21 protein-coding genes are annotated in these 19,261 nt (G+C 67.6%); 11 read left to right on the forward strand and 10 right to left on the reverse strand.

Going from position 1 to position 19,261, the window contains the following annotated elements; translation table 11 throughout:
* Nucleotides 1–62 precede the first annotated feature (62 nt).
* Nucleotides 63–830, forward strand: a complete 768-nt coding sequence (hutC, locus tag ACFVJ3_RS04665; RefSeq protein WP_378450950.1) for a histidine utilization repressor — start codon at nt 63–65, stop codon at nt 828–830.
* On the opposite strand, the gene ACFVJ3_RS04670 is transcribed toward hutC, so the two are convergent.
* On the reverse strand, nt 763–1,416 hold the full coding sequence (locus ACFVJ3_RS04670; protein WP_378450951.1) for a helix-turn-helix transcriptional regulator: 654 nt from the start codon (nt 1,414–1,416) through the stop codon (nt 763–765). The genes hutC and ACFVJ3_RS04670 overlap by 68 nt on opposite strands.
* Nucleotides 1,417–1,553: 137 nt before the next feature.
* On the opposite strand from ACFVJ3_RS04670, the gene ACFVJ3_RS04675 reads away from it, so the two are divergent.
* Nucleotides 1,554–2,780: a glycosyltransferase family 87 protein gene (locus tag ACFVJ3_RS04675; RefSeq protein WP_378450952.1), complete on the forward strand. Its 1,227-nt coding sequence runs from the start codon at nt 1,554–1,556 to the stop codon at nt 2,778–2,780.
* Nucleotides 2,781–2,886: 106 nt separating this feature from the next.
* Complete coding sequence (locus ACFVJ3_RS04680; RefSeq protein ID WP_378450953.1) at nt 2,887–3,168, forward strand: DUF2277 domain-containing protein; 282 nt, start codon at nt 2,887–2,889, stop codon at nt 3,166–3,168.
* Between the two features lie 109 nt (nt 3,169–3,277).
* Here ACFVJ3_RS04680 and ipdC read toward each other — a convergent pair whose 3' ends face one another.
* The 4 genes from ipdC to echA20 are packed head-to-tail and all read right to left on the reverse strand — an operon-like array spanning nt 3,278 to nt 6,766.
* Nucleotides 3,278–4,339 carry a (3aS,4S,5R,7aS)-5-hydroxy-7a-methyl-1-oxo-octahydro-1H-indene-4-carboxyl-CoA dehydrogenase gene (gene ipdC, locus ACFVJ3_RS04685; protein WP_378450954.1) on the reverse strand — a complete coding sequence of 354 codons (1,062 nt, stop codon included), beginning with the start codon at nt 4,337–4,339 and terminating at the stop codon, nt 3,278–3,280.
* Nucleotides 4,336–5,097 carry a cholesterol ring-cleaving hydrolase subunit IpdB gene (gene ipdB / locus ACFVJ3_RS04690; protein ID WP_378450955.1) on the reverse strand — a complete coding sequence of 254 codons (762 nt, stop codon included), beginning with the start codon at nt 5,095–5,097 and terminating at the stop codon, nt 4,336–4,338. Before ipdB ends, ipdC begins: the two co-directional genes overlap by 4 nt.
* Entirely contained in the window at nt 5,094–5,984 is an 891-nt protein-coding gene (gene ipdA, locus ACFVJ3_RS04695; protein WP_378450956.1) for a cholesterol ring-cleaving hydrolase subunit IpdA, read from the reverse strand. The genes ipdB and ipdA overlap by 4 nt, the downstream gene beginning before the upstream one ends.
* A gap of 5 nt (nt 5,985–5,989) precedes the next feature.
* The gene (echA20, locus tag ACFVJ3_RS04700; protein WP_378450957.1) at nt 5,990–6,766 is read right to left on the reverse strand and encodes a (7aS)-7a-methyl-1,5-dioxo-2,3,5,6,7,7a-hexahydro-1H-indene-carboxyl-CoA hydrolase; all 777 of its coding nucleotides are present in this window, start codon (nt 6,764–6,766) and stop codon (nt 5,990–5,992) included.
* 64 nt (nt 6,767–6,830) lie between these two features.
* Between echA20 and ACFVJ3_RS04705 the strand changes: the two genes are divergently transcribed.
* The 6 genes from ACFVJ3_RS04705 to ACFVJ3_RS04730 all read left to right on the forward strand — a co-directional run bounded on the left by ACFVJ3_RS04705 (nt 6,831) and on the right by ACFVJ3_RS04730 (nt 12,667).
* Entirely contained in the window at nt 6,831–7,619 is a 789-nt protein-coding gene (locus ACFVJ3_RS04705; protein WP_378450958.1) for an SDR family oxidoreductase, read from the forward strand.
* Nucleotides 7,616–8,530: an SDR family oxidoreductase gene (locus ACFVJ3_RS04710; protein WP_378450959.1), complete on the forward strand. Its 915-nt coding sequence runs from the start codon at nt 7,616–7,618 to the stop codon at nt 8,528–8,530. Before ACFVJ3_RS04705 ends, ACFVJ3_RS04710 begins: the two co-directional genes overlap by 4 nt.
* A gap of 117 nt (nt 8,531–8,647) precedes the next feature.
* On the forward strand, nt 8,648–9,511 hold the full coding sequence (locus ACFVJ3_RS04715) for an LLM class F420-dependent oxidoreductase (RefSeq protein ID WP_378450960.1): 864 nt from the start codon (nt 8,648–8,650) through the stop codon (nt 9,509–9,511).
* 89 nt (nt 9,512–9,600) lie between these two features.
* Nucleotides 9,601–10,848, forward strand: coding sequence for a glycosyltransferase family 4 protein (locus tag ACFVJ3_RS04720; RefSeq protein WP_378450961.1), 1,248 nt, complete (start codon nt 9,601–9,603; stop codon nt 10,846–10,848).
* Nucleotides 10,842–11,582 (forward strand): class I SAM-dependent methyltransferase, encoded by a 741-nt coding sequence (locus ACFVJ3_RS04725; protein WP_378450962.1) that lies wholly within the window; start codon nt 10,842–10,844, stop codon nt 11,580–11,582. The genes ACFVJ3_RS04720 and ACFVJ3_RS04725 overlap by 7 nt, the downstream gene beginning before the upstream one ends.
* A complete protein-coding gene (locus ACFVJ3_RS04730; protein WP_378450963.1) occupies nt 11,579–12,667 on the forward strand; it encodes a prenyltransferase in 1,089 nt (362 codons plus the stop codon). The genes ACFVJ3_RS04725 and ACFVJ3_RS04730 overlap by 4 nt, the downstream gene beginning before the upstream one ends.
* On the opposite strand, the gene ACFVJ3_RS04735 is transcribed toward ACFVJ3_RS04730, so the two are convergent.
* The 5 genes from ACFVJ3_RS04735 to ACFVJ3_RS04755 all read right to left on the reverse strand — a co-directional run bounded on the left by ACFVJ3_RS04735 (nt 12,643) and on the right by ACFVJ3_RS04755 (nt 17,098).
* Nucleotides 12,643–13,305, reverse strand: coding sequence for a class I SAM-dependent methyltransferase (locus tag ACFVJ3_RS04735; RefSeq protein ID WP_378450964.1), 663 nt, complete (start codon nt 13,303–13,305; stop codon nt 12,643–12,645). The genes ACFVJ3_RS04730 and ACFVJ3_RS04735 overlap by 25 nt on opposite strands.
* Entirely contained in the window at nt 13,302–13,694 is a 393-nt protein-coding gene (locus tag ACFVJ3_RS04740; RefSeq protein WP_005244588.1) for a carboxymuconolactone decarboxylase family protein, read from the reverse strand. The genes ACFVJ3_RS04735 and ACFVJ3_RS04740 overlap by 4 nt, the downstream gene beginning before the upstream one ends.
* Nucleotides 13,691–14,677: an NAD(P)-dependent oxidoreductase gene (locus ACFVJ3_RS04745; protein WP_378451094.1), complete on the reverse strand. Its 987-nt coding sequence runs from the start codon at nt 14,675–14,677 to the stop codon at nt 13,691–13,693. Before ACFVJ3_RS04745 ends, ACFVJ3_RS04740 begins: the two co-directional genes overlap by 4 nt.
* A 180-nt stretch (nt 14,678–14,857) precedes the next feature.
* Nucleotides 14,858–15,610: an SDR family oxidoreductase gene (locus tag ACFVJ3_RS04750; RefSeq protein WP_007300909.1), complete on the reverse strand. Its 753-nt coding sequence runs from the start codon at nt 15,608–15,610 to the stop codon at nt 14,858–14,860.
* Between the two features lie 15 nt (nt 15,611–15,625).
* Nucleotides 15,626–17,098: an aldehyde dehydrogenase gene (locus tag ACFVJ3_RS04755; RefSeq protein WP_378450965.1), complete on the reverse strand. Its 1,473-nt coding sequence runs from the start codon at nt 17,096–17,098 to the stop codon at nt 15,626–15,628.
* 114 nt (nt 17,099–17,212) lie between these two features.
* Here ACFVJ3_RS04755 and ACFVJ3_RS04760 point away from each other — a divergent pair, with 114 nt between their 5' ends.
* On the forward strand, nt 17,213–18,109 hold the full coding sequence (locus ACFVJ3_RS04760; protein ID WP_378450966.1) for an SDR family NAD(P)-dependent oxidoreductase: 897 nt from the start codon (nt 17,213–17,215) through the stop codon (nt 18,107–18,109).
* A 539-nt stretch (nt 18,110–18,648) separates the two neighbouring features.
* Nucleotides 18,649–19,113 carry a PAS domain-containing protein gene (locus ACFVJ3_RS04765; protein WP_378451095.1) on the forward strand — a complete coding sequence of 155 codons (465 nt, stop codon included), beginning with the start codon at nt 18,649–18,651 and terminating at the stop codon, nt 19,111–19,113.
* The last annotated feature ends 148 nt before the right edge of the window (nt 19,114–19,261 follow it).

Genomic DNA, 19,261 nt, shown 5'->3' on the forward strand with positions numbered 1-19,261 from the left:
GTCGGCCGATAGACTGCAACGGCCGACTGCACGGGAAGTTCATCGGTGTTGCAGAGGGATGGGTGTCAGTGGTGGAGATCGCAGTAGTCGACGCGGAGCTTGCCGCGTTGTACAACGGACCGGGGACGGAGTCGGCCCCGGCGTACGAACGCGTCAAGCAGCTGATCGTGTCGCAGATCAATGCCGGCCGCTGGCAGGAGGGCGATCAGTTGCCCTCGGAGAATCAGCTCGTGGGCGCTCTGGGCCTGTCCCGCATGACCATCAACCGCGCGCTGCGCGAACTCAGCGCCGAGGGTCTCGTGGTGCGCCTGATGGGTGTGGGGACGTTCGTGGCGGCCACGAAAACGGCGTCGCCCCTGTTCGAGGTCAAGAACATCGCGGACGAGATCCAGCAACGCGGACACCGCCACCGCACCGAAGTGGTGTACGTGCGGGAGGAAGACGCCGATCCGGCGAACGCCTTCATCCGGGATTCGATCCGCGGCAAGGTGTTCCACTCGCTGATGATCCACTACGAGGACGACACACCGATCCAGCTCGAAGACCGGTTCGTCAATCCCGCCGAGGCGCCCGGGTACCTCGATCAGGACTTCACCCAGCAGACTCCCAATCACTATCTGAGCGTGGAGGCTCCCCTGACGAGGGGCGAGCACGTCGTCGAAGCGGTCCTCGCGTCACCCGAGGAATGCAGGCTCCTCCACATCGAGCGCGCCGAACCGTGCCTGATGATCCGGCGCCGCACGTGGTCCTCGCGGGGGCTCGTCAGTGCCGCGCGTCTCGTCCATCCAGGGTCGCGGAATCGGCTCGAAGGGACGTTCGGGACGGGCTGACCGGGGTAGCTGTCTGCGGGGCGGGCCAGGTGAGGCGGCCTGCGTGGATGTCGGAGATCGTCGACGCGATCCAGGAGAGTTCGCCCCGCGCCGCGTGGAGTGCGTAGTCCGCTTCGACGACGAACAGCGCAGGCACTCCGTCGTCGAGCGCTCGGGTGAGCCGTGCCTGGTCGGATTCGATTCTCGCGGTGAGTCGTTCGGCGCGATCGGTGAGTGCGTCGACGGCGCCCTCGCGTCCCAGTGCACCGAGGTAGCTGATCGCCGCGAAAAACGGTGAGAACTCTCGTGCGGCACTGCGGATCTGGAGGTCGAGTCGGTTCACGAGTTCCGCGTGCCCGGTGTCGGTGAGGGCAAAGACGGTGCGGGCGGGCCGCCCTTCCCGTTGCGCACGTTCGTGTTCCTCGATCCAGCCCTCCGCGGCGAGAGCCGCGACCACATTGTTCAGCGAGCCGCGGTTGAGCGGCCACTGGCCCTCCTCGCTGCGCTCGCGCAGCGTGGCCTCCAGCTGGTACGGGTGCATCGGCGATTCGAGGAGCAGGCCGAGCACCGGCAGGACGAGGGGATTGTCGAGGGCGCGTGCGGGCATAGTCGAAATATATCGGTCTAAATAAACTATGACGAAATGCGCGGTTCGGACACCGCGACCTCGCCTTTGTCACGATTGGGTCACGGCCCGCTACGGTGGATGGTTGACCACGACGCCGATCATGAAAGAACAAATTCTTGTTACAGAGTGAATCGAAGTTCAGGGCTTATCGTCTCCACGCCGTCGCGCTCCTCGTGGGCGTCCTTTCCCTGGGGGCGGTGGCCTACCGAGAGTTCGATGCGGCGACGGGCTACCTGATGGACCTCTCCGTGTTCCGCGACGCCGGCTACGCCGTCGTCAATGGGCTGCCGCTCTACTCCGCGGACTTCCCGAGCAGTTCCGGGTTCAGGTTCATCTACGCACCCTTCGCGGCGATCCTCTTCGCGCCGATGGCGGAGATCGACCCCGCGGTCCTGCAGGCGCTGTGGTGCGCCCTCAACCTCGGGCTCGTGTGGTGGATGGTCAAGGTGGCGCTGTCGAAGCTCGACGTCGCACGCCCCGAACTTCTCGCTCTGCTGTCGATGGGGCCGGTGCTTCTCCTCGAGCCGATGCGCTCGAACTTCGACTTCGGTCAGATCAACATCATTCTGATGGCGCTCGTGGTCGCCGACTGCACCGGTGTGATCCCGAGGAGGTTCCGCGGAGTCGCGATCGGCCTCGCCGCGGCGGTCAAGATCACCCCGGCAGCCTTCCTCCTGGTCCTGCTCGTCCGCCGCGACTTCCGCTCGTTCGGACGATCCCTCGCCACGATCCTGGTCACCGTCGGCCTCGGCTTCTGGCTCCTGCCGCAGTCGTCGGTGTGGTTCTGGACCAGCGAGTTCTTCGCCACCGGCCGTGCGGGCGCGCCCGACTTCTTCCGCAACCAGGCCGTGACCGGCGTCATCGCGCGGCTCGGGGCGGAGGGCCGGCTGGCCAGCGTCCTGTGGGTGCTCAGCGCGGCCGTCATCGTATCCGCGGCGGCGTGGTCGGCGTATCGCTTCACCCGGTCCGGTGAGCACCTGATCGCGCTGTCGATCGTGGCCCTGGCATCCCTGCTCGCCGCGCCGTTCGCCGTCACCCATCACTGGGCATACAGCATCCTGTTGATTCCGATCCTGATCGCACCGCAGTACCGCAGCTGGCGACCCCTGATCGGCGCCGCCACCCTGATCTTCCTGATCGGCCCGAACTTCGTCCTGCAGTCCTCGTCGTCCGGCTGGGTGGAGGCGGCCGTGCGTGAGGTGATCGGAAGCTCGCAGTGCCTCATCGCGCTGGTCCTGCTCGGCGCGGCAGTCGTGGCCGCGCGATCCCGCACCCCGCTCCCGGACGTCGAGGCGGACGCCGTGCCCGCGGACGACGACGCGCTGGAGCCCGCCCGCAGCTGATACGCGCCGGGCGAATGTACCTTCGAGCGCCTCGGGTGCGCCGAAAGGTACATTCGCCCAGCGCCGAGGAGCCGCGCGGAGGGCGGGGCGGCGCTATCGTCGAGTCATGTGCCGAAACATCACCGAGCTGCGCGGACTCGAACCGGCGGCCACCGCGGAGGAGATCGAGGCGGCGGCGCGTCAGTACGTCCGGAAGGTCAGCGGAATCCAGAAGCTGACGGACGCCAACCGCGAGCCCTTCGAGGAGGCGGTAGCCGTTGTCACCGAGGCCACCACGAAGCTGCTCGCGGCACTGCCGCCGCGGAAGCAGCCGCCGCAGACGGTGCCCCCGCTGCGGCGGCCGGAGGTCCGGGCGCGCATCGCGGCGAAGGCCGCGTCATCCAGCTGAGCGCGGCGAAGGCCGCGTCATCCAGCTGAGCGCGGCGAAGGCCGCCGCCAGCTCCTAGCCTGACGAACGGGACGCTCGTTGCGTCAGATCGAACGAGCGTCCCGTTGGTTCAGACGCGCAGGGCGCCGAGTGCGTCGATGCGTTTGATCGCGTCGGCGACGATGCCGTCGATGAGGTCCTTGCACGTCGGCAGGTCGTCGAGCAGTCCCACGACCTGCCCGGAGGCGAGGACGCCGGCGTGGGTGTTGCCTTCGACGAGCCCGGCCTTGAGCAGCATCGGGGTGTTGGCTGCCATGATGATCTGCTGCCAGGTGCGGTCGCTGGACTTCTTCATGGCGAAGCCGTCCTTGACGAGCGTCGACCATTTCATGCCGGTCATGGCCTTGAACTTCGACGCGTTGCGGGCGGCCGCGACCAGGCCGCGCACGTTGCCGGAATGTTCGAGACTGTTGACGAGGTCGGTGTTGAGGACCCGGTGGGGCATGCCGTCGACCTTGCGGGAGACGGTGGTGTCCTGCAGTCCCCGGGCGAGGTATTCCTGTTTGACGGAGTCGGGGACCGTCGATTCCTGGGTGAGCAGGAAGCGGGTGCCCATCGCGACGCCGGCGGCGCCGTAGGCGAGGGCGGCGGCGAGTCCGCGTCCGTCGTAGAAGCCGCCCGCCGCGACGACGGGAATGTCGACGGCGTCGAGCACCGACGGCAGCAGCAGTGTGGTGGCCACCGGGCCGGTGTGCCCGCCGCCCTCGCCGCCCTGCACGATCACCGCGTCGGCGCCCCACGACGCCACCTTCTTGGCGTGTTTGGCGGCACCGATCGACGGAATGACCACCACCCCGGCGGCTTTCAGCTTCGCGATCAGGTCCTGCTTCGGTGCCAGCGCGAACGACGCGACGCGCACGTTCTCCCGGATGAGCAGGTCGATGCGTTGCGGGGCGTCGGACGCGTCGGCGCGGATGTTCACCCCGAACGGTTTGTCGGTGAGGGTCTTCGTCTTCGCGATCGCCGCTTCGAGTTCTGCGTACGTCATCGTCGCCGACGCCAGGATGCCGAGACCGCCGGCGTTGGCGGTGCCGGCGACGAGCCGCGGTCCGGCCACCCAGCCCATCCCGGTCTGGACCACCGGGTGCTGGACACCGACCAGCTCGGTCAGCGCTGTTCTGAGGCTGCTCATACCGACACCTCCCGGTCGCGCAGGCTGCGGGGGTCGAGGACCTCGCGGATCAGCCGCAGTTCTTCGTCGGTGGGTTCGCGGGTCACGCCGGCGTCGGCCAGCCCTGCCACCTCGAACGAGGTGTTCCCGGCGACCTGTTCGGCGGTGACGCCGGGGTGCAGCGACAGCGCTCGGAACGTGTGGTCGGGACCGCCGAAGTCGAACACCCCGAGGTTGCTCACCACCCGGTGCAGGTGGTGGAAGCGGTATGCGGGGTTCTCCGGGTCGATCTGGTCGTAGCCGACGCCCGAGACGATGTCGACCTTGTCGCAGAACACCCGCGCCGAGTGCTTGCCCACCCAGTAGCTGGTGGGGTGGTTGATCGTGTTGCCGGGCGCACCGCGGACGCCGAACATCTGACGCGTCGGCTGCTGCAGCGCACCGAACGCCGAGAGGTTCTGGTTGCCGTGCCGGTCGATCTGGTTGGCGCCCATCACCACGTGGCGCCGGCCCGAGGCGACGACGTCGAACACCTTCCGGAACGGCATCCAGCCCTCGATCGGGGCCTTCGCGCCGACGGCGGGGGTGTCCGCGAAGATCAGGGCCTCGCCGTCGGTGATCAGCAGGTCGGGTTCGGTGGTCAGTCGCGCGAGCCGGGCGCCGATCAGGGGCAGGGTCGCCATCGGGCTGGCCATGATCTCGCCTGCCCCGGAGAAGATTTCGGCGCACGCGATCGCGCAGTACTCCGCGCGGGTGACTTCGGTGATCGTCTCACTCATGCCTGCTCCTCTGCAAATTTCTTCACGGCGGCCTGGTAGTCGTCCTCGCTGCCGGACAGGTAGGTGGCGACGAACTGCTGCCACGACTCGGGGGTCTTCGCCGCTTCGGCGTAGTGGCGCTGGAACTTCTCGTCGCGGCCGTAGCTGTCTCCGGCGAGGGTGAAGTGGGCGCCGTTCGGGGCCTCCACCACGCCGTCCACCATCATGCGGTTGAGGATGAGATTCTGCAGTGGAACGGTTTTCACCAGTTCCTCGGTCTCCACCACCCGCTCGACGGAGACGAACCGCTTCTCGGCGGCCGCGCAGTACAGGTCGTCGAAGTAGGGGTCGACTCCGGTGTAGGCGGCGTTGCCGTGCTTGTCGCCGAGGTTCAGATGGACCAGTGCGGCATCGAGATTCAGGGCGGGCATCGCGATCAGCGTCTCCGATCTGCCGGACGCGTCCGGGTAGGGGGAGGTGACGGTGCGCAGTTCGTCGCCCCAGAAACCCCGGACGTCGGAGCCGAGCCCGGCACGGATCGGCAGGAACGGCAGCCGGGCGGCGGCGGCCTCGAGGCCGCACTTGACCATGCCCTCGTCCATTTCGCGGACCTCGATCTCACCCGCGGTGCGCGCCTTCGCGAACCACGGGTCGTAGAACGGGGCCGAATCCAGGGACACGAAACCGTAGTACGCCTTCTTGACCTTGCCCGCCGAGCACAGCAACCCCAGGTCGGGGCCGCCGTAGGTGACGACGGTGAGGTCGGTGACATCCGAGCGGAGCAGCGCCCGGACCAGCGCCATCGGCTTGCGGCGCGAACCCCAGCCGCCGATGCCGATGGTCATTCCGCTGCGCAGTTCCCCGACCGCGTCGTCGAGCGACATCCTCTTGTCGCGCTTGCTCGCCATCGATGTCAGCCTTTCCTGTTGTTCGAGTTGGAGCGGGGCTTTCCGGTTTCGACGAACTCGTCGCGGTGCTCGTCCGAGACGCCGGCCAGGTTGAGTTCGAACGTGTAGCCCTGCTCGAGGCGGTAACTGGTCTTCACGTCGACGGGATCGATGCCGTTGATGGCTTCCTTGGCGCACCGGATGACCCGGGTGTCCTTGGCCGCGATCTTGGCGGCGATGTCGTGGGCGGTGTCGTCCAGTTTCTCCCGCGGCACCACCTCGTACACGGATCCGAAGTGCTGGAGTTGCTGGGCGGTGACGTTCTGCGCCGTGTAGTACAGAGTGCGCATCATGTGCTGGGGGACGAGCCGGGCGAGGTGGGTGGCGGCGCCGAGTGCGCCGCGGTCGACCTCGGGCAGTCCGAAGACGGCGTCGTCGGACGCGACGATCACGTCGGCGTTCCCGACCAGGCCGATGCCGCCGCCGACGCAGAATCCGTTGACCGCAACCACTACGGGCACGGCGCAGTCGTAGACCGCGGCGAACGCGGCCGCGCAGCCGCGGTTGGCGTCGACCAGCGCGCCGTAACCGTCGGTGGCCTGCATTTCCTTGATGTCGACGCCGGCGTTGAACCCGCGTCCCTCCGCTCGCAGGATCACCACGTGGGTGTCCGGGTTCCGCCCTGCGTCGAGGATGGCGTCGGCCAACTCGAACCAGCCCCGGGACGGGATGGCGTTCACGGGCGGGTAGTCGACGGTGACTGTGGTGATGCCCCCCGGTTCGCTAGCACTCCGAATTCCCACTGTTCTTCTCCCTCGTCATCCGCACAACTTCACTCACCAAGCAATTGCTTGGTAGGGTAGCACGATGGAAACGCGTTTCAATCTGGACGGAGCGGTCGTGCTGGTGACCGGTGGTGTGCGCGGGGTGGGTGCGGGCATCAGCCGCACCTTCCTGCGGGCGGGCGCGACGGTGGTGGTCTGCGCCCGCCGGCCGGGGGAGGAACCGGTGGAGGTGGACGGCCGGGGCATCGAATTCCTGCCCTGCGACATCCGCGATCCGGAGCAGGTACAGGGTCTCGTCGATCGGATCGTCGAGCGGCACGGCCGGCTCGATGTGCTGGTCAACAATGCCGGCGGGGCGCCCTTCGCGCTCGCCGCGGAGGCGAGCCCGAAGTTCCACTCCAAGATCGTCGAGCTGAACCTGCTCGCGCCGCTCGTGGTGTCGCAGATCGCGAATGCGGTGATGCAGAAGCAGGATTCGGGCGGCGCGATCGTGAACATCTCCAGCGTCAGCGGATCGCGGCCGTCGCCCGGCACCGCGGCGTACGGTGCGGCGAAGGCGGGCGTCGACAGTCTCACCGGCAGTCTCGCGGTCGAGTGGGCGCCCAAGGTGCGGGTCAACTCGGTGGTCGTCGGCCTGGTCCGCACCGAACTGGCGCATCTGCACTACGGAGACGAGGCGGGGATCGCGGCGGTCGGGGCGACGGTCCCGCTGGGCCGGATGGCGTGCCCGGAGGACATCGGCAACTGCGCCGTGTTTTTGGCTTCACCGCTGGCGGCGTACGTCAGCGGTTCGACACTGACCGTCCACGGCGGCGGAGAACGTCCCGCCTTCCTGGCGGCAGCTACAGCATCTACAGAGGAGAAGGCATGAGTGGAGTGGTCGACGGTCGCGTCGTCATCGTGACGGGCGCCGGACGCGGAATCGGACGCGCGCATGCGCTGGCGTTCGCCGCCGAGGGCGCGAAGGTCGTGGTCAACGACATCGGAGCCGGCATCGACGGTTCCGCCACCGGGGAGAGTCCAGCCGAGCAGGTGGTCGCGGAGATCGTCGCCGCGGGTGGTGAGGCCGTCGTCAACGGCGACGACGTCGCGGACTGGGCCGGCGCCGAGCATCTGATCAACACCGCCATCGACACGTTCGGACGGCTGGACGTGCTGGTCAACAATGCCGGGTTCCTGCGCGACCGCATGCTCGTCGGGATGAGCGAGCAGGAGTGGGACGCCGTCGTGCGGGTGCATCTGAAGGGGCATTTCAGTACGCTGCGGCACGCCGCCGCGTACTGGCGGGCCGAGGCGAAGGCGGGCAATCCGGTGGACGCTCGGATCGTCAACACCAGTTCCGGTGCCGGACTGCAGGGTTCGATCGGGCAGGGCAATTACGCCGCCGCGAAGGCGGGTATCGCGGAGATGACCATTCAGGCGGCCGCGGAATTGAGGAACTACGGCGTCACCGTCAACGCGATCGCTCCGGCCGCCCGCACCCGGATGACGGTCGGCGCGGGCGGCGCGATGGCGGAGGCGATGGCCGCGCCCGAGGAGGGGTTCGACGCGATGGCGCCGGAGAACATCTCCCCGCTTGTGGTGTGGCTGGGCAGCACGGACTCGAAGGACGTCACCGGACGCGTTTTCGAGGTCGAGGGCGGCAAGATCACCGTCGCCGAGGGTTGGCGGCACGGCCCCACCCAGGACAAGGGCGCGCGCTGGGAACCGAAGGAGATCGGACCCGTCGTTTCCGACCTGCTCGCCAAGGCCGAAACCCCGGTCCCGGTCTACGGCGCCTGAGCATGTGAGTGGCGAAGTGTGCCGGGGCACGCTTCGCCACTCACATGGAGAGGTGGCTAAACAGGTGTCCAGTAGTTAGTGTGCAAGAAGGAAAAGGCTCTCGGCCAAGGAGAATTCGTGAAATTCGGCATTACGTTGTTTACGAGTGACCGCGGGATCGGGCCGGCCTCGGCTGCGAGGGGTGCAGAGGCCAACGGATTCGACTCGTTCTACGTGCCCGAGCACACGCACATTCCGGTGAAACGCGATGCGGCGCATCCTCAGACGGGCGACGCGTCGCTGCCCGACGATCGCTACATGCGCACCCTCGACCCGTGGGTGGCGCTGGCCTCGGCGTCGGCGGTCACGGAGCGGATCGAACTGGGGACGTCGGTGGCGCTGCCGGTCGAGCACGACCCGATCACGCTGGCCAAGACGATCGCCTCGCTCGACCATCTCAGCGGCGGGCGGGTGATCCTCGGCGTGGGGTACGGATGGAACCTGGACGAGCTCACCGATCACAACGTCCCGCCCGGACGGCGCCGGACGATGCTGCGCGAATACCTCGAGGCGATGCGTGCGCTGTGGACGCAGGACGAGGCGTCCTACGACGGCGAGTTCGTGAGCTTCGGTCCGAGCTGGGCGTGGCCCAAGCCGGCCCGGGTACCTCCCGTGATCGTCGGCGCCGCCGGCAACGACAAGAACTTCCGGTGGATCGTGAAATCGGCCGACGGGTGGATGACCACTCCGATCGAGCAGGACATCGACGACCGCGTCGCCACGCTACGACGGATGTGGCGTGAGGCGGGCAGGGATGGCGAACCGCGGATCGTCGTGCTCGACGGCAAGCCGGACGTGGACAAGTTGCGGCGGTGGAAGGATCTCGGCGTCACCGAAGTCGTGTACGGACTGCCCGACCGCAGCGAGGAGGACGTCCTGGCGTACCTCGGGCGTCTGTCCGGAAAACTCGAGGGATTGCGCGAGTCGACCGCGGTGGGGTGAGTGAGTGCGGTTGGATGGGATGAGGGCACACTCGAGTAAGAACGTGTTCTAGTATTGCTTGCCAACTGCTCGAGGAGAGGCCGAAGTCCGTGCGCATCGCACTCTTGTCGTATCGAAGCAAGCCCCACTGTGGTGGGCAGGGTGTGTACGTACGCCATCTCAGCCGTGAGCTGGTCGAACTGGGCCATCAGGTCGAGGTGTTCTCGGGGCAGCCGTACCCGGACGTCGACCCGCGGGTGACGCTGACGAAGGTCCCCAGCCTCGACCTGTATCGCGAGCCGGATCCGTTCAGAACGCCGCACCCACGCGAGTTCCGCGACGGCGTCGACGTGCTCGAGGTCGCGACCATGTGGACGGCCGGTTTCCCGGAACCGCTCACGTTCAGCCTCCGCGCCGCGCGACTGCTGAAGGAGCGCGCCGACGAGTTCGACGTGGTGCACGACAACCAGTGCCTCGGCTACGGGCTGCTGCAACTCCAGAAGGCCGGACTCCCCGTCGTCGCCACCATTCATCATCCGATCACCCGCGACCGCGAGCTGGACCTGGCGTCGGCGAAGTGGTGGCGCAAGGTGACGGTCCGACGCTGGTACGGATTCCTGCGCATGCAGAAGCGCGTGGCGCGTGCCATCCCCACGCTGTTGACGGTGTCGCAGTCCTCTGCCGACGACATCAGCGCGGCCTTCGACGTTCCCGCCGGGAACCTGCAGACCATCCCGCTGGGCGTGGATACCGAGGTGTTCCGGCCCCCGGCCGCCGCGCGGATCCCGGGTCGCGTCGTGTGCGTCGCCAGCGCCGACATGCCCCTCAAGGGGGTGTCGACGCTTCTCGAGGCGGTCGCGAAGGTGCACACCGAGCGAGTCGTCGAACTGGTGCTGGTCACCAAGCTCGCACGGGGGGGAGTGACGGAGAAGCTCATCGAGGAGCTGGCCATCGGCGACGTCGTCCGGACGGTGTCGGGTATCGACGACGCCGAGCTGGCGTCGCTGCTGGCGTCGGCCGACGTCGCGTGCGTCCCGTCGCTGTACGAGGGTTTCTCGCTGCCCGCCGTTGAGGCGATGGCGTGCGGCACCCCGCTGGTGGCGAGCCGAGCCGGCGCCATTCCCGAGGTCGTGGGAACGGACGAGGAGGCATGTGTGCTGGTGACGCCCGGTGACCCACAGGAACTCGCGGACGTGCTGGGCGCGTTGCTCGACGATCCGCAGCGCCGGGCCAGGCTCGGCGACGGTGGCCGTCGACGCGTGCTCGAGCGCTACAGCTGGGCCGCCGTGGCCGCGAGAACCGCGCAGACCTATGCCGAAGCGATAGCGCAGACCCGTGAAGGAGGCCGACCGTGCTGACCGTGGACTTCGACCGGCTGGGTGTGAAGCCCGGCGACAAGGTGATCGACATCGGGGCGGGCGCCGGACGGCACTCGTTCGAGCTGTATCGACGCGGCGCCGACGTCATCGCCTTCGACCAGAACGCCGACGAACTCGCGGACGTCGAAAAGATGTTCGTGGCGATGGCCGAGGTCGGTGAGGTCCCGGCGGGCGCGTCGGCTCGGGTCGAGGTCGGCAACGCCCTGAATCTGCCGTACGAGGATGCGACGTTCGACGTCGTCCTCATCTCCGAGGTCCTCGAACACGTGCCCCGCGACGGCCGGGCCATCGCCGAGCTGACCCGCATCCTCAAGCCGGGTGGTGTTGCGGCGGTGACGGTTCCGCGGTGGCTGCCGGAGAAGATCTGCTGGGCGCTGTCCGACGCGTACCACGAGGTGGAGGGTGGCCACGTCCGCATCTACCGCGCCGACGAACTGGCGGAGAAGCTGACGGCCGCCGGGCTGGAGGTCCGGGGCCGGGATCACGCCCACGCCCTGCATTCGCCGTACTGGTGGCTCAAGTGCGCGGTCGGGGTGGAGAACAACGACAACCCGCTCGCGAAGGCCTACCACCAGGTTCTGGTGTGGGACATGATGAAAGCCCCCTGGCTCACGCGGACCGCCGAGAAGGTCCTCAACCCCGTGGTCGGCAAGAGCGTCGTGTTCTACCTCGAGAAGCCGAGGGAACCGAGCGTGGTGAAGGCGCCGCGGTGAGAGCCGCCGGCGTCCCGTCGGTGCCGAACGTGCTGTCGGAGAGCCAGGTCAGGCAGACAGCACGGTCGATCGCGGCAGCGCAGGAGTCGTCGGGGGCGCTGCCGTGGTTTCCCGGCGGGCACACCGACCCGTGGGATCACGTCGAATCCGCCATGGCCCTCACCGCCGCCGGACTGATCGGGGAGGCGGAGGGCGCGTACGCGTGGTCGCGGCGCACGCAACGACCGGACGGTTCGTGGCCGACGAAGTTCCGCGACGGGGTCGTGGAGAATCACGATTCCGACAGCAATTTCTGCGCCTACCTCGCGGTGGGGGTGTGGCACCACTACCTGATCACCGGTGACCGGAATTTCGTCGACGCTCTGTGGCCGTCCGTGCAGGGCGGTCTCGACTTCGTCGTCGACATGCAGTCGTCGAGCGGCGAAATCTGGTGGGCCCGCGGTGAGAACGGGCAGGACTGCCCCGAGGCGCTGCTGACGGGGAACTCCAGCATTCATCACAGCCTGCACTGCGGGCTGCTCCTCGCCCGGCTGGTCGACGATCCGCAGCCGGAATGGGAGTTCGCGAAATACACGCTGGGCCACGCGATCAGGCAGCACCCGGAGGCGTTCGCCATCAAGGACGAATACTCCATGGACTGGTACTACCCGATCCTCGGGGGCGCCGTCCGCGGTGAGGTCGCGTCGGACCGCATCGCGTCGCGGTGGGACGACTTCGTGGTCGAGGGACTCGGCATCCGCTGCGTGGACCATCGGCCGTGGGTGACGGGCGCCGAAACGTGTGAATTGGTACTGGCCCTCGATGCGATGGGGGAGCACAGCCGCGCGCTGGCGCAGTTCGCCGCCATGCAGCACCTGCGGGATCCGGACGGCTCGTACTGGACGGGCCTCGTGTACAGCGACGGCAAACGGTGGCCGGTCGAGCAGACCACGTGGACGGGCGGGGCGATGATCCTCGCCGCGGACGCGCTGTCCCGCACCACGCCCGGACACGGAATCTTCCGGGACGCGGCGCTGCCCGTGGGACTACCGATCGGCCTCGACCGGTGCGGCGACTACTGTCAGGCCAGCGGTTCGCCCGTCTGACCGCCCACCCGCTCGAGAACACGCAGTGACCCGGTGACGGACGTCTCCTTGAATTGTCCTGTCGCCAGCGCCCGTTCGTAGATCTCGAACGGCGGTCGACCGCCGTCCGCCGGGTCCGGGAACACGTCGTGGATCACCAGGGCGCCGCCGACGTTCACCCACGGCGCCCACCCCTCGAGATCCGCCGACGCCGCTTCCGACGTGTGGCCGCCGTCGATGAACACGAAGTTCACGGGAGTGCGCCAGAACGTTGCCACCGTCGACGACCGGCCCAGCACACCCACGACGTACTCCTCGAGTTCCGAGTCGGCCATCGTGTGCCGGAACCGGCCGACCGTGTCGAGCAGACCGGTGTGCGGGTCGACGAACGCCGGTTCGTGATACTCCCAGCCGGGCTGATGTTCCTCGGAACCGTGATGGTGATCGATCGTGACGATGCGGGCGCCCCGCGCCTTCGCCGCCGCTCCGAGGTAGATCGTCGAGCGACCGCAGTACGTGCCGATCTCGACGCCCACCCCGCCGGGGATCAGGTACTGCAACGCGGCCGCGTGCAGGGCCGTCCCCTCGTCCTCCGGCATGAAGCCGGGGGTGGAGTCGGCGAGTCGGAGAAGCTCAGGTGTCAGGTGTTCGGTGCTCATGTGGCCTCTGCATCCGGGGCGGCCGCTCTGGCCGCTTTCTTCCGCTTGTGTAGCACCCCACCGATCATCGAGTCGAGTTTCGTCCCCAACGGCCAGCCCACGTAATGGCACAGGAACAGGGCGATCTCCCGGAGTTGGTCCTCGTCCAGTTCCTCGTTGTGCAGGGCCGCCCCCACCTGGATCTCGGCGACGTCGACGAGTCCCTGCGCGGTGAGCGCACCGAGGAGGAGAAGCCGGCGGTCGCGGATGCTCAGCCCGGGCCGCGACCAGATGTCGGCGAACAGATGGTCGGCGGTGACGGCGAAATGTGCGCCGGGTCCGTCCTGCATCTCGAACCCGTAGACCTTCTCCATCATGGCCAGGCCACGGGTGCGGGTGTCGTCGGTCATGGTTGCTCCTCCTTGTCCACGATCTTGTCCACGGTGCTGTCGACGCCGAGCCCCGGACCCAGACCCGTGAGCGCGAGTCGGGCGAGCGGCAGCGCGACGTCGAGTCGTTCGCCGAGCCCGATCGCCAGCGACAGGTCCTTCTCCCCGAGGTCCCGGACGTGAGTCATGATCGGGTACCAGTTGTCGTTCTCGTCGAGAGCGTCGGTGGTGTCGCGGAGCATGATCGCGCCGGCGCCACCGGTGATCGCGTCGGTGTGCCGCACCACCTTTCCGAGTTCGGTGATGTCGAGACCGGCGGCCTCGGCGAGCCGCTGCGCCTCGGCGGCAGCCGTGAACGAGACGAAGTGCAGCAGGTTGCGGGCCAGCTTCATCCGCGTACCCGCGCCCACGTCTCCGGCGTGGACGACGAGTTCGGCCCAGTGCCCGAACGGCTCCCGCACTTTCTCGAACGCGTCGTCGCTCGCCCCGACCATCACCGCCAGCTTCCCCTTGTGCGCGCCGGGTGCGCCGCCGCTGACGGGTGCGTCGATCAGGTCGACGCCCTGTGCGCGGCAGCGGTCGGCGAGTTCGACGGCGGTGAGGTCGCTGATGGTGGAGTGCACTGCCACGACGGTGCCCGGCCGCGCGGTGTCGAGGATCTGTGTGACGACCGCGCGCACCTGCTCGTCGTTCAGCACGGTCACGGAGATGACGTCCGCGTTCTCCGCCACCTCCCGTGGACTCGACGTCACCCTCGCGCCCGCCTTGCCGAACGGTTCCAGCGCCTCCGGACGGGTGTCGCACACGATGAGTCCGCCGGGCCGGTTCAGCAGCCGCTTGGCCATCGGCGCACCCATGTTGCCGAGGCCGATGTAGCCGACGGATACCTGCTCGGTCGTGGTCATCGTCGACCTGCTGAAAGTCCACCGGCTTCGTTCGCGCGGAGGTGTGGGTGGAAAATTGTGGGACTCACTTGTCGGTGCCTTTCGCTGGATTTGAGCGATGGTCGAGACCGTGCGCTACAACTATCGTCTGCGCCCCGGTGCGCAGGCGGAGTGATACTGGCTGTGGCAGAACGGGGCCACACTAGCGTTGACGACGTCGGTCACTTGCACAACCCCTCCTTCGGGGTGGTCGCTGGTGCAGTCTGAGCTAGGAATCCCAGCCGCCACACACGGGAGCCGCTAAGAGCGGAAGATCTGTCCGCCGTCGACGTTGAAGATCTGCCCGGTAATCCAGCTCGCCTCGTCGGACAACAGGAACAGGCAGGCGCCGACGAGGTCGTCGGGGGTGCCCATCCGCTTCAGCGGCAACGTCTTGACCATGTCTGCCACCATATTTCCCGGCGTGACGGTACGGGTGGCTTCGGTGTCGATCGGTCCGGGCGCGATGGCGTTGACCCGGATGTTCATGCCGCCCACCTCGTGGGCGAGTTGCTGGGTGAGGCCGTTGATCCCGACCTTCGCGAGGCCGTAGAAGCCGGAGTACAGCCAGGCGGCCGTGGACGACTGGTTGACGATGGAGCCGCCACCGCCGCTGTTCATGTGCGGCCACACGGCCCGGGTCACGTTGAGGGCGCCGTCGAAGTTCACGGCCATGAACTTCTTGTAGTAGTCCCACGGCACGGTGATGAGGAGATCGAGCTTCATACCGCCGTAGATCGCGGCGTTGTTCACGAGATGGTCGATGCCGCCGAACTTCTCGACCGTGAACTCGGCGAGTTGCTTCGCCGAATCCTCGTCGGCGACGTCGACGTCCTTGAACACCGCAGTTCCGCCGTCCGCGCTGATCTGCTTGGCCACGGTCTCACCGAGCTCTGCATTGAGATCGGCCACCACCACGTTGGCGCCCTCGCGGGCGAGGGCGCGCGCGTAGCCCTCGCCGATGCCCTGCGCGGCGCCGGTGACGATGGCGGTCTTTCCGTCGAAACGTCCCATATCGATTGACTCCCTCTAGTATTGGGCCGGTTCCGCGACCAGCTTGGTTTCCAGGTATTCCTCGAACCCGGCCACACCCATCTCGCGGCCGATTCCGGACTGCTTGTAACCGCCGAACGGGGCGTCGGCGGAATACCAGACGCCGCCGTTGACGCTGAGCGTTCCGGTGCGCACGCCGTCGACCACTCGCTTCAGGCGTGCGGGGTCCGTGCCCCACACCGACCCGGACAGCCCGTACGGCGAGTCGTTGGCGATGCTGATCGCGTCGTCGTCGCCGTCGTGGGGAATGATCACCAGCACGGGTCCGAAGATCTCTTCCCGAGCCACCCGGGCGGTGTTGTCGAGGCCGGTGATCAGGGCGGGTTCGACGAAGAATCCACGGTCCCGATCGGCCGGGCGGCCGCCACCGACCACGATCGTGCCGCCTTCCTCCCGCGCGAGCCGCAGGTAGTCCTCGACGCGGGCGCGTTGCCCCGCGGAGATGAGGGGACCGCAGATGGTGCCGGGTTTCGCAGGATCGCCCGCGTGCAAGCCGCCGAGAGTCCGGGCCGTGGCCTCGACCGCCTCGTCGTACTTCTCGCGGGGAACGAGCAGCCGGGTGGTGATGGCGCAGCCCTGCCCCGCGTGGGTGGACACCGTGAACGCGGCGACCCCACACGCACCGGCGAGATCGGCGTCGTCGAGCACGATGAACGCCGATTTGCCGCCGAGTTCGAGGAACACCTTCTTCAGCGACTCGGACGCCGCCGCCATCACGGCCTTGCCTGTGGCGGTCGAACCGGTGAACGACACGAGGTCCACGCGGGGGTCGGTGGAGAGCTGAGCGCCGAGGGAGTGGTCGCTCGACGTGACGACGTTGACGACAGCGGCCGGGAGGTCGGTCTCCTCGGCGATCAGGTGCCCGACGAGGGCGGCGCACCACGGAGTGTCGGGCGCGGGTTTGAGGACCACCGTGTTGCCGGCCGCCAGTGCGGGGCCGATCTTGGCGAAGTTGATCTGGTGAGGGAAGTTCCACGGTGTGATGGCCCCGACGACGCCGACGGCCTCCTTGAGGACGCGTCGGCGGGTCTTGATGCCCATCGGCTCGGCGATGCCCAGATCCTGTTCCCAGGAATAGCTTTCGGCGAGGTCTGCGAAATACCCGAGGTCGGCGACCGGGCCTTCGAGTTGCGGTCCGCTGGTGAGGAAGGCGGGGGCGCCCACCTCGGCGATGGTGATGTCGCGCAGTTCCTCGACGTGGGACTGCAGCACGTCGCGCAGCTGCCGCAGGCAGCGGGCGCGGAAGGCGTGGTCGCGGGACCACGTGGTGTCGTCGAAGGCCCGCCGGGCCGCGGCGATCGCGGCGTCCATGTCGGACGCGGTGGCGTCGGCGGCTCTCCCGAGTACCTCCTCGGTGGCCGGGTTGATCACCTCGAACGTGCCGCCGGAACCGGGAATCAGTTTGCCGTCGATCAGGAGAGCAGAGCTGTCGGTGGGGCGCAGAGTCATGGGTTTTCGCTTCCGAATCGGGTGAGTGTCACAGCGATCTCCGAAAACTGGACATGTGTCTGGACTATAGTTTGAACAACTGGATGCCGCAATGACGAGTTCGGCGGAGGTGTGATGAATTCACGCGACGACAGACGGCTGGACGGGCGAGGCGCCGTCGTGACCGGCTCGAGCCGGGGGATCGGCCGGTCCGTCGCGCACGCGCTCGCGGCAGAGGGGGCCGGCGTGGTGGTCAACGGCCGTGATCCGGGCGCGGCGGAGAAGGTGGCCGACGAGATCGTGCTCGGCGGTGGCCGGGCGATCGCGGTGGCAGGTTCGGCGGCTGCCGACGGCGTCGCCGAAGCGCTGGTCGACGCCGCAGAATGTGCGTTCGGCCAGGTGGACGTGCTGATCAACTGCGCCGGTGTCGCGGAGCCTGCCGGGTCGTCCATCCTCACCGTCACCGACGAGCAGTGGCGTGAACTCGTCGATGCGCACCTGACGGCGACGTTCCGCACGTGCCGGGCCGCGGCGCCCCTGATGGCGGAACGGCGGCGCGGAGCGATCGTGAACACGAGTTCGTTCGCGTTCCTCGGCGGCTACGGCGGAACCGGATATCCCGCCGGCAAGGGGGCGGTCAACAGCCTGACACTCGCCATCGCGGCCGAACTGGCCGAGTCCGGCGTCCGCGCCAACGTGGTGTGCCCCGGTGCGAGGACCCGCCTGTCCGTGGGCGCGGAGTACGAGCAGCACATCGAGGAAATGCACAGACGAGGGATGCTCGACGACGCAACGCGCTACGGCTCGCTGCATCCAGCACCCGCCGACTACGTCGCCCGGCTGTACGCGTTCCTGGCCACCGACCTCGCCGCCGGAATCACCGGCGGGATCTTCGCCGGATCAGGGTGCTTCGTCGGCAGATTCGATCGGCCGGCTCCGACTGTGCTGGCCTACCGCGACCACGAGACCGAGCCGCCGTGGTCGCTCGACGAGCTGGCGAAGTTGGTGGGTTCCGCTCACGGTGAGCGGTGATTGAATTGTCCGGCATCACATGGGCCACGACTTCGTCGTAGGCGGCCGGCGACGTGTCCCGGAAAGATCAGCCCTACGTCCCGTAGGGATAAGTCTTTCGGATTCCGTGCCGCTACTATGGAATGCATCACGCCGCGGGAACTCGACGCCTACATCGGCAGAACCCGCGTCCCGCACGGGCGAGTGAAATCGTCCCGCTGTACGCGGCGGGCGACGCCGCGTACGAATCAAGGTCTAAAATTACACGAGCGCAACGACTTTCGGTAATCACGTCGCTCTGGCGGCGGATAGCGGCTCGTGGAATCGACTTGTGCCTGGGCGAAAGCGGCCCAATGAAGCTGACGCAGAGGCCCGCGGATAACCGAGCACTTTTGTGTCGGAATTACGCACGGAGAGAAGGTATGTTGTTTTGCACCAAAATTGTTCGACAGTGTCCTCCCGGTGAATGTGCTGGTGACGGACGATCGCGGGCAACAATAATTCGACGATCTGGCCGACCATCGACGTTGCCTCCACTGTTCGGTCCGGCACGGTTCGATGTGTTGGTCCGCTGGGGGAGACGGAGGTGGGCGTCGGCAGGGCCGGGTAGGGACAGGCGACGGTCGGACCCGAACACCGCGCTGGGCTATTTGGAGCAGCTTCCGGCGCTGAGGTTGCTCGAGCGGCTTCCGGTTCCCGCCCTCGCTGTCGATGAAGAGGGGGTGATTGTGCATGCCAACCCGGCACTCGAGCGGATGCTGGGGTACCCCGAGCACTGGTTCGCCGGTTGCTCGGTCGCGGACGTGGTCGTTTCGGCGTCGTCGCCGGGCGGCCCCGCATCGGTGGCGTTGCTGCGGGACTTTGCGGGAAAGGTAATCGAACTCGCCCATCGCGAAGGTTTCGTTGTGCGTGCAGCGGTGAGCAGGTCGGTGTTGCACCGGAAGGATGACCCCGTCACGTTCGTGTGCTTCCAGGACCTCACAGAGCAGTTGTGGGGCGGTGGGCGGGCCCCCGAATTCGAGTGATGTCGTCGCCCGGTTTCCTCGCAGTACCGAGGGTGAGCATGCGTGGCCAGTTCAGGTGGGCGACGACTCCGAGTCGGTGCCGTCCGAGCCGGGGTTGGCGAACATCGCCTCGATTCGGTTCGTTTACTTTCGGTGCGCAGTTGTGGAC

Source organism: Rhodococcus sp. NPDC127593 (genome assembly GCF_042671975.1).
In the GTDB taxonomy this organism is placed as follows: Bacteria; Actinomycetota; Actinomycetes; order Mycobacteriales; family Mycobacteriaceae; genus Rhodococcus_F.

Bases quoted from the DNA above. Each gene is read 5' to 3' on its own strand.
- ACFVJ3_RS04735 (WP_378450964.1), bottom strand. From the start codon at position 13,305: ATGAGCACCGAACACCTGACACCTGAGCTTCTCCGACTCGCCGACTCC.
- ACFVJ3_RS04755 (WP_378450965.1), bottom strand. From the start codon at position 17,098: ATGACTCTGCGCCCCACCGACAGCTCTGCTCTCCTGATCGACGGCAAA.
- ACFVJ3_RS04750 (WP_007300909.1), bottom strand. From the start codon at position 15,610: ATGGGACGTTTCGACGGAAAGACCGCCATCGTCACCGGCGCCGCGCAG.
- ipdA (WP_378450956.1), bottom strand. From the start codon at position 5,984: ATGGCGAGCAAGCGCGACAAGAGGATGTCGCTCGACGACGCGGTCGGG.
- ipdB (WP_378450955.1), bottom strand. From the start codon at position 5,097: ATGAGTGAGACGATCACCGAAGTCACCCGCGCGGAGTACTGCGCGATC.
- ACFVJ3_RS04760 (WP_378450966.1), top strand. From the start codon at position 17,213: ATGAATTCACGCGACGACAGACGGCTGGACGGGCGAGGCGCCGTCGTG.
- ACFVJ3_RS04670 (WP_378450951.1), bottom strand. From the start codon at position 1,416: ATGCCCGCACGCGCCCTCGACAATCCCCTCGTCCTGCCGGTGCTCGGC.
- ACFVJ3_RS04680 (WP_378450953.1), top strand. From the start codon at position 2,887: ATGTGCCGAAACATCACCGAGCTGCGCGGACTCGAACCGGCGGCCACC.
- ACFVJ3_RS04705 (WP_378450958.1), top strand. From the start codon at position 6,831: ATGGAAACGCGTTTCAATCTGGACGGAGCGGTCGTGCTGGTGACCGGT.
- ACFVJ3_RS04710 (WP_378450959.1), top strand. From the start codon at position 7,616: ATGAGTGGAGTGGTCGACGGTCGCGTCGTCATCGTGACGGGCGCCGGA.
- ipdC (WP_378450954.1), bottom strand. From the start codon at position 4,339: ATGAGCAGCCTCAGAACAGCGCTGACCGAGCTGGTCGGTGTCCAGCAC.
- ACFVJ3_RS04740 (WP_005244588.1), bottom strand. From the start codon at position 13,694: ATGACCGACGACACCCGCACCCGTGGCCTGGCCATGATGGAGAAGGTC.